This is a genomic window from Arcticibacter svalbardensis MN12-7, assembly GCF_000403135.1.
GTDB lineage: Bacteria > Bacteroidota > Bacteroidia > Sphingobacteriales > Sphingobacteriaceae > Arcticibacter > Arcticibacter svalbardensis.
In genome coordinates, this window is record NZ_AQPN01000027.1 from 1 (window position 1) to 8,481 (window position 8,481).

Here is an 8,481-nt window from a genome sequence, read left to right on the forward strand (position 1 = left end):
TCACATAAGAAGCACCATGAATAACGACAGCACGGTTAAGTGCATTGCTGTTAAACTTGCGGTCCATGCCATTTATGCGCAGGGACATACCATGTTTCCCTGAATACGTATTATCTGTAACATAAAAACCTAAACTGCTTTGGTTAGACTCAGAGACATTCGAAAAGTTAGTTGCAAAATTATCACCACTACCTCTTCCATGTGCCACGAAAGTATTAAATAATAATTTCCCTGCTGCCAGATCAACTATCCATAATCTTTTCTCCGTACTTGGTTTATTGAAATCAACTATAGAAATAATTTGTTTGTCTTTGCTGATCAGGCCCGCATTCCTTAAATTATAGTAACCGGTAAATGCTTTTTTAAATACAGCATAATCCAGAGAGGTAAGTGCTAAACCTGACTTCGTATAAATACCGGAAATATATTGATCAAATAAAACAGCGGCTGAATTAGCTTTTGTTTCTTTAGTAAGACTTTTATTTGTTGTATTTGAATGGTCAAGATGAGAATGATCTGTCTTGAGTCCCCATCCAATTGCTGGAAAGCTAAGTGCTAATATAATATAGGTTACCCCTCTTAAAATCCTGTTCTTCATAAATCCGTAGCTGATGTTTAAGTAAGTTGTTCTCTATAATATTCGTTTTATTTAAGTGTGTACGGCTACAAAGATAAAAAAGTTTCGATAAATGTCAAGATTTGAAACAACAGGGTCTTATAATGACCCTGTTATGTTTTAAGCAAGCAAGTTTCTCCAGCTTACCCGTTTGCCAATCATTTGTTCTAAATCAGCAATAGCAACACGTTCCTGTTCCATGGAATCACGGTGACGGATCGTAACGGTATCATCCTCTAAACTCTGATGATCTACCGTTACACAAAATGGAGTACCTATAGCATCCTGGCGGCGGTAACGTTTCCCAATAGCATCCTTTTCTTCATAAACACAATTAAAGTCGATCTTTAAACTATTCATGATTTCACGTGCTTTCTCTGGCAACCCATCTTTTTTAGTTAATGGGAATATCGCTACTTTGATAGGAGCAAGGCATGGATGCAGACGAAGAAGCGTACGGCTATCTTTCTTTTCTGCTGTACTTAAGTCCTGCTCTTCAAAAGCATTAATCATTGTTAACAGAAACATGCGGTCTAAACCGATGGAAGTTTCAATTACATAAGGGACATAATTGCCATATGGTTTTCCCTCCTCATTCAGTTCACTATCAAAATATTGCAGTTTCTTACCTGAAAACTCCTGATGTTGCGTTAAGTCAAAGTCTGTACGGCTATGGATACCCTCCACTTCTTTAAATCCAAAAGGGAAATCAAACTCAATATCAGTAGCAGCATTGGCATAATGGGCCAGCTTAACATGGTCATGAAACCTGTATTTCTCCGATGAAGTGCCTAAAGCAGTATGCCATTTTAAGCGGGCAATCTTCCAGTAATCAAACCACTTCTTATCTTCACCCGGACGTACAAAAAATTGCATTTCCATTTGTTCAAACTCACGCATCCGCATGATAAACTGACGTGCAATCACTTCATTACGGAATGCCTTTCCGATCTGTGCAATACCAAATGGAATTTTCATCCTACCCGATTTTTGCACATTCAGGAAGTTGACGAAAATTCCCTGCGCTGTTTCAGGACGTAAATAAATCTCTTCACTGCCTTCAGCCATAGCGCCAAACTGTGTGCTGAACATCAGGTTAAACTGGCGGACATCCGTCCAGTTACGCGTACCCGAAACCGGACAAGCTATTTCATGCTCCACAATCAGGTCACGCAAAGCAGTCATATCCTCAGCTTTCAGTGCATTATCCATTGCTTCCTGAAGCTGATTCGCTTTATCTGTTTTGCCGTCCTTTTCGTAACGGGTAATTTTATCTTCTAAGAGCTGATCGGCTCTATAGCGTTTTTTTGAGTCTTTATTATCGATCATGGGGTCATTAAAACCATCCACGTGACCGCTTGCCTTCCATACCTTGGGATGCATAAATATCGCAGAATCAATGCCTACAATGTTTTCATGCATTTGTACCATTGATTTCCACCAATAAGCTTTAATGTTGTTTTTTAATTCAGCACCCAACTGTCCGTAATCATAAACAGCGCTTAATCCATCATATATTTCACTGGATTGGAATACAAAGCCATATTCTTTGGCATGTGAGATCACATTTTTGAAGATCTCGTCATTGTTTTTACTCATGATGCTACAAACTTATATAAATTTTATAGCATAGTGCTATATTTAGTCTTGTCATCTTACAGAACTTTCTTTCAGTTTACAATGATTTACAAGCGGTTGATCTCAATAGATTAGCCGAACAACAATATCAAATGATATTCAGTAGTTTTGCTAAACATGAGTATAGTAGTCACAAACCTGACCAAAGTTTACGAACAGCAGAAAGCAATAGATAACATCTCCTTTACTGCCCATCAGGGCGAGATTCTCGGCTTTTTAGGACCTAACGGTGCCGGTAAGTCTACTACGATGAAAATTCTCTCCTGTTTTATTCCTCAAACATCGGGAACAGCCGAAGTCGCTGGCTTTGATGTGGTCAAAAATCCTATGGAAGTCCGCCGTCAGCTTGGTTACCTCCCTGAACATAATCCCCTCTACCTGGAAATGTATGTAAAGGAGTCGCTTGGTTTTATTGCCGATCTGCATAAACTCCAAAATAAAAAACAACGAATAGAGGAAATTATAGCCCTTACAGGTCTCGAACAGGAACAACATAAAAAGCTGAATGCACTCTCTAAAGGATTCAGACAACGGGTTGGTATTGCCCAGTCCCTCATCCACGATCCCCAGGTACTGATTCTTGATGAACCTACATCCGGATTAGACCCTGCTCAGTTAGTGGGTATCAGGGCGTTAATCCGGGAGCTTGGGAAAACAAAAACAATTATCTTTTCAACCCATATTATGCAGGAGGCGGAACAACTCTGTGATCGGGCAGTCATCATTAACCAAGGGCATCTCGTATGCGACGAAACTCTTCCTGATTTAATGAAAAAGTACCCTCAACATACATTAGAAGAGATTTTTTTGAAGCTAATCCAGCCAATTCAAAAATAAATTGTCAACAAAATAGGGAGATTGGTGTTAAAAACCTGAAAAACATTTTAACATTTAACTTTTATTTTATGAAACACTTATTTTTATCCTGTGCACTATCGTTATTCGTATATGCCGCTTCAGCGCAGATAACAACCCCTCAAACCTCATCAGCATCTCAGGCAACTGCCCTTCAGGCAGGTAACTGGATGATTGGAGCAGGGCTAGGTTCTACAAATTACAATTTTGACACAGAAACCTTTAATATCAGTGTGCAACCAAAAGCTGCTTATTTCATTTCTGATAATATTGCTGTGGGTGCCCAAGTGAATTTAGGCCTAAGTGCTTATGATGGTGGATCCAGTTTTCAATATGGTGTAGCTCCATTAGTGCGTTATTACTTTCCTGAAGGTGCTACCCCAACCAGCAGATGGTTTGCCGAAGGTACTGTTGGAATCGGCGGAAGTCACGTGAAAGATAATGATAATGACGAACCTGTATCTTTATTATTAGGTATTAGCGGTGGTTATTCTCATTTCGTAAGTCGTACTGTTGCTCTTGAAGCGGTCTTAGGTTACACGTATAACAAATCTGATGTTGGTGCTGATACAGGAATGTCTGGATTAGGATTAACACTTGGATTCAATATTTATTTGCCCGGACAAGTAAATAGGTAAGAATTGAAACAGGAGGTTGGTGTATTGCCAACCGCCTGTTTTTGCCTTTAAATGTCAAATTCCTTTTTATTCAAGAAATATACCCTTAATCTCATTAATAGCTTACTATAAGCATCAGAATCAGCAGATAGGTTTTTCTAAACACCACTATGCATTTTTTTTAAGTATTTAAATGCAATTACCTGTCCTTGTCATAATAGTAAAATAAACCATTCTCCTAATCTTACTATTAGCAATTAAGAATAAGATTGACTTTCTTTGTACTATAATAATATGAAAAGATTAATCGCAGTATTGCTGTTCGGGTTTTTAGTTTCCCACGCTCAGGCTCAGGATATACATAAAACTCCTTTTCCTGTACGACCAAGAGTAAATGTTGATCTGGAGATTTCATTGCCGGGAGGAGATTATGGAGATTTATTTGGCGTTGGCTTTGGAGGTGCAGGAGGATTGGATATCCCAATCACCCGTGCATTATATGCAACCGGCTCAGCAGGGGTGATGTCTTTTTACAGAAAGAACTCCAGTACACGCACCTATATTCCCATGAAGGCGGGTGCCAAGTACTATCTTTCCCGAATGTTATATGCCCAAACTGAAATTGGTACCAGTGTTGGAATTCAACAAGGTGCCGGTGTCACGTTCATCTTTGCTCCCGGTGTGGGAATCTCTTATCCAATAGCGAAAAGAAGTTCGATCAACGGAGGTCTGCGTTTTGAATCCTGGTCACGCGAAGGTGGCAACATCAACCAGTTGGGCATTAAAGTAGGTTATCAATTCTAAAAAACCTCATGCTCGCTATTTTCAGTAAAGAATTATCCGGCTTTTTTAGCTCCCTTGTAGCTTATATAGCCATCGGTCTATTTTTAATGATGACAGGATTATTCCTCTGGGTGTTTCCTGATTCCAGTATTCTGGAAAATGGATATGCCAGTCTGGATTCCTTGTTTGCCATCGTTCCTTTCTTATTTATGTTCCTAATCCCGGCAATAACCATGCGTTCCTTTGCCGAAGAACGTAAAGACGGCACATTTGAACTTCTCGTTACGCGTCCTGTAAGTGACGGACAGATTATTGCAGGTAAGTTTTTTGCCTGTTTCGCCTTGGTCCTGTTCTCCTTACTTCTTACGCTCATCTACTATTTTACCACCTCAGAACTGAGTACTCCTTCCGGAAATATTGATTCAGGTGCCATTATAGGGTCTTATATCGGTTTACTCTTACTCGGGGGAGCATTTGTCGCAATCGGAATTTTTGCCTCTTCTTTAAGTAATAACCAGATCATCTCCTTTGCCATTTCCGTTTTCTTGTGTTTTTTCGCTTTTAGCGGATTTGATTCCCTGAGTCAGCTTATCTCCCTGCAATTTGTCGATACCCTGGTAAGCGCTATAGGGATCAATGAACATTATCAGTCCATAGGCCGGGGAGTGTTAGATTCGCGCGATTTATTTTATTTCCTTTCCTTTACCTCTTTATTTCTTATGCTGACTAAAACTGTACTTGGTACAAGAAAATGGTAAATAGAAAGAAAGCCGATCTTCAAACACTCCTGATTTTTCTGCTGATCATTATCGGTATCAGTTTAGTATCCTCGATCTACTTTACCCGAATAGACTTTACTGCCGATAAACGGTTTACCTTATCCGACATTACCCGTTCAGAAATGAAAGGTCTTGATGACGAAATGCAAGTCACCGTTTACCTTGATGGCGATTTTCCTGCCGGATTCAAACGTCTTCAAAATGCCGTAAGTGATCTTTTATCTGATTACAAAGCCTATTCAGGAAGCAAACTCAATTATAAATTCATCAATCCGTCCGAAGGCGGCGAAGAACAAGCTACAGTCATCTATCAGCAACTGAGCGAAAAAGGCCTGCTGGCAACCAACCTGAGTGTGAAAACCGAAGAGGGATTGACGCAGAAAATTATTTTCCCTTCTGCTCTTATATCCTATAAGGGTAAAGATATTGCCGTCAATTTCTTGCAGTCCCGCATGGGCGCTTCTCCGGAAGAGGTATTGAATAACTCAGTCCAAAACTTAGAATACGCCTTTACTACCGCCATCAGGAAGTTGAAAAGAGGTGGGAAGCCCAAAATAGGGTTCAGTGAAGGTCATGATGAGCTGACGGACCTGCAACTGGCAGATGCCATAGGTTCCCTGCAAAGTGCCTTTGAACCGGGACGCGTTAATCTGGGAACTATTTCCTTAGAGGGAATCTCCAAACTGAACTTACTCGTTATTCCTAAACCCCAAAAGTCATTTACAGAAGCTGAAAAATATAAAATCGATTATTTTATTGCACATGGGGGAAGTGTACTCTGGGCAATAGACCAGGTAAACGCAGAGCTTGATAGTCTGCGTGGGGCAGGAACACAACTCACCTTTGTTAAATCGCTCAACCTGGATGATATGTTATTCCGTTATGGGGTAAAACTGAACTACAATTTGATCGCTGATTTAAATTGTGCGCAAATTCCATTGAAGGTGGGAGGTTCGGCCGGACAGGCACAAATGCAAATGGTACCCTGGATGTATTATCCTCTTTTCGTTTCAACAAGCAACCATCCGGTAGTCAAAAATATAGATGCAGTACGGTCAGAGTTTTCGGGATCAATCGACACCCTTGCGGTTGCCGGCATAAGGAGGGATGTATTGTTGAGCTCCTCACCCTATAGCAGACTATTAGCTGTTCCGGCACTCATCTCATTGCAACAAGTGGAACAGGCACCCAACCCGGAAGAGTTTAAAGGACAGCCTCAAATAACTGCTATTGCCATGGAGGGAGTCTTTCCTCAGGTATTTAAAAACAGACCTGTTCCCGAAGAGATTCAGGATCCGGTGACAAGTCCGGAATTATCCAAACCGGCAAAGATGATTGTCCTCGCAGATGGCGATATCCTGAAAAACCAGGTCAGTACCCAGGATGGCTCACCTTTTCCACTCGGGTATGACCGCTACACCCAGCAGCAGTTTGGTAATAAAACATTCTTTCTGAACGCAGTGGATTATCTGACCGACGATCCTGCTATTATTATGCTTCGAAGTAAGGAGGTGAAAATGCACCTGCTTGACCGCGCCCGGATCAAAGAAGATCGTACTTTTTGGCAACTTATCAATATAGGCTTACCGTTGGTCTGTTTAGTCCTTACCGGAATCTCTATCTACTTCTTCAGAAAGAGGAAATATTCCTAAACTGATTTTAATGATGCTAATATGATAGCGATAAGATTCCGGTATGAGTCCCACTTTAGGGCATTTAAGTCGGACTTTCATCGGAATTTTACTAGTCTGATTTTGCGATCCATAACATCCATATTAAAGGAGGATCATTATTTCAATGAATTATTTGGTCCTTAATCAGGCTTAATGCGAATCAATTAATGTGGAGAAAATAAGAGGGGGTAATAGAATTTATTTCTATTTTTGATAAATGCAGGAATCTGAATCATTTTTCAGTATTATACCTGAAAATTAAAAAAGATTTATACACGATATATGAGATTTATAGTTTCGACTTCGACCTTATTAAAGCAATTGCAAGCAGTAAACGGAGCATCAAGCAGTAGTACTGTTCTCCCGATACTGGAAAATTTTCTTTTTGAGATAAAAGACGGCATCTTAACGATCTCTGCTACCGATCTTCAAACCAGTATGACTACTACACTTGCGGTAGAATCAAAAGAAGACGGCAAGATTGCTATACCCTCCAGGATTTTACTGGAAACGTTGAAGACTCTACCCGATCAGCCGATTACATTCAATGTGGATGATACTACATTTGCTATTGAAATAAATGCAGGTGATGGAAAATATAAGCTGAGTGGTGAAAATGGAGATGATTTTCCAAAGATTCCGAGTGTGGAAAATGCTTCGGCAGTTAGTCTTCCTGCATCCGTATTGGCAGAGGCGATCAATAAAACCATTTTTGCGGTAAGCAACGATGAACTTCGCCCGGCAATGACCGGTGTTTATTGCCAGCTGAACTCCTCAAATTTTACTTTTGTATCTACTGATGCGCATAAATTAGTCCGTTACCGTCGTAACGATGCAAAAGCAGAACAGTCAGCTTCTTTTATATTGCCGAAAAAAGCACTTACCTTACTTAAAGCATCCCTGCCTACAGATGACGTATCGGTAGCTATCGAGTACAATAATACCAGTGCATTTTTCAGATTTGGAAATATAAATCTGATTTGTCGTTTGATCGATGAGCGTTATCCGGATTATGAGGCGGTCATCCCTCAGAATAATACGAACAGGATGACAATTGACAGGAGCTTGTTTCTAAGTTCGCTACGTCGTGTGGTTATTTTTGCAAACAAGACCACACATCAGGTTCGCCTCAAGATTACAGGGAGTGAGTTAAATATATCCTCAGAGGATATTGATTTTTCAAATGAGGCACATGAGCGTTTGAGTTGCCAGTATGAAGGTGATGATATGGAAATTGGCTTCAATGCTCGTTTCCTGATTGAGATGCTTAATAATTTAAGTGGCGAAGAGGTAACTCTTGAAATGAGTACAGCGAATCGTGCAGGTTTATTGGTACCGCAAACTAACGACGAAAATGAAGATGTTTTGATGTTAGTTATGCCCGTTATGCTAAACACTTATGCCTAATTTTCTATACATAACCGGTTTTTTAAAGTATTAAGAGCTGCGGTGCTATTTATTAGCTGTGTATGTTTTGCAATAAGTTGAATTTCAGATTAATAAACATAAAAAAGAAGAAG

General features: G+C 40.1%; 8 protein-coding genes. 6 read left to right on the forward strand and 2 right to left on the reverse strand.

Going from position 1 to position 8,481, the window contains the following annotated elements; translation table 11 throughout:
* On the reverse strand, positions 1 to 598 hold a 598-nt coding region (locus ADIARSV_RS03650), incomplete at its 3' end, for a murein L,D-transpeptidase catalytic domain family protein (RefSeq protein WP_040298993.1).
* A gap of 138 nt (positions 599 to 736) precedes the next feature.
* Entirely contained in the window at positions 737 to 2,215 is a 1,479-nt protein-coding gene (locus ADIARSV_RS03655; protein WP_016194023.1) for a glycine--tRNA ligase, read from the reverse strand.
* Between the two features lie 156 nt (positions 2,216 to 2,371).
* On the opposite strand from ADIARSV_RS03655, the gene ADIARSV_RS03660 reads away from it, so the two are divergent.
* The 6 genes from ADIARSV_RS03660 (at position 2,372) to dnaN (ending at position 8,368) form a co-directional block, all read left to right on the forward strand.
* Complete coding sequence (locus ADIARSV_RS03660) at positions 2,372 to 3,091, forward strand: ATP-binding cassette domain-containing protein (protein WP_016194024.1); 720 nt, start codon at positions 2,372 to 2,374, stop codon at positions 3,089 to 3,091.
* A 68-nt stretch (positions 3,092 to 3,159) separates the two neighbouring features.
* Positions 3,160 to 3,747 carry a hypothetical protein gene (locus ADIARSV_RS03665; RefSeq protein WP_016194025.1) on the forward strand — a complete coding sequence of 196 codons (588 nt, stop codon included), beginning with the start codon at positions 3,160 to 3,162 and terminating at the stop codon, positions 3,745 to 3,747.
* 273 nt (positions 3,748 to 4,020) lie between these two features.
* On the forward strand, positions 4,021 to 4,530 hold the full coding sequence (locus ADIARSV_RS03670) for a hypothetical protein (protein ID WP_016194026.1): 510 nt from the start codon (positions 4,021 to 4,023) through the stop codon (positions 4,528 to 4,530).
* An 8-nt stretch (positions 4,531 to 4,538) separates the two neighbouring features.
* Positions 4,539 to 5,267, forward strand: coding sequence for a gliding motility-associated ABC transporter permease subunit GldF (gene gldF / locus ADIARSV_RS03675; RefSeq protein ID WP_016194027.1), 729 nt, complete (start codon positions 4,539 to 4,541; stop codon positions 5,265 to 5,267).
* Positions 5,261 to 6,940, forward strand: a complete 1,680-nt coding sequence (gene gldG / locus ADIARSV_RS03680; protein WP_016194028.1) for a gliding motility-associated ABC transporter substrate-binding protein GldG — start codon at positions 5,261 to 5,263, stop codon at positions 6,938 to 6,940. The genes gldF and gldG overlap by 7 nt, the downstream gene beginning before the upstream one ends.
* A 303-nt stretch (positions 6,941 to 7,243) precedes the next feature.
* On the forward strand, positions 7,244 to 8,368 hold the full coding sequence (gene dnaN / locus ADIARSV_RS03685) for a DNA polymerase III subunit beta (protein WP_016194029.1): 1,125 nt from the start codon (positions 7,244 to 7,246) through the stop codon (positions 8,366 to 8,368).
* Positions 8,369 to 8,481 lie beyond the last annotated feature (113 nt).

Coding starts and splice junctions, on each gene's coding strand:
- dnaN (WP_016194029.1), top strand. CDS start 7,244: ATGAGATTTATAGTTTCGACTTCGACCTTATTAAAGCAATTGCAAGCA.
- gldG (WP_016194028.1), top strand. CDS start 5,261: ATGGTAAATAGAAAGAAAGCCGATCTTCAAACACTCCTGATTTTTCTG.
- ADIARSV_RS03655 (WP_016194023.1), bottom strand. CDS start 2,215: ATGAGTAAAAACAATGACGAGATCTTCAAAAATGTGATCTCACATGCC.
- gldF (WP_016194027.1), top strand. CDS start 4,539: ATGCTCGCTATTTTCAGTAAAGAATTATCCGGCTTTTTTAGCTCCCTT.
- ADIARSV_RS03670 (WP_016194026.1), top strand. CDS start 4,021: ATGAAAAGATTAATCGCAGTATTGCTGTTCGGGTTTTTAGTTTCCCAC.
- ADIARSV_RS03665 (WP_016194025.1), top strand. CDS start 3,160: ATGAAACACTTATTTTTATCCTGTGCACTATCGTTATTCGTATATGCC.
- ADIARSV_RS03660 (WP_016194024.1), top strand. CDS start 2,372: ATGAGTATAGTAGTCACAAACCTGACCAAAGTTTACGAACAGCAGAAA.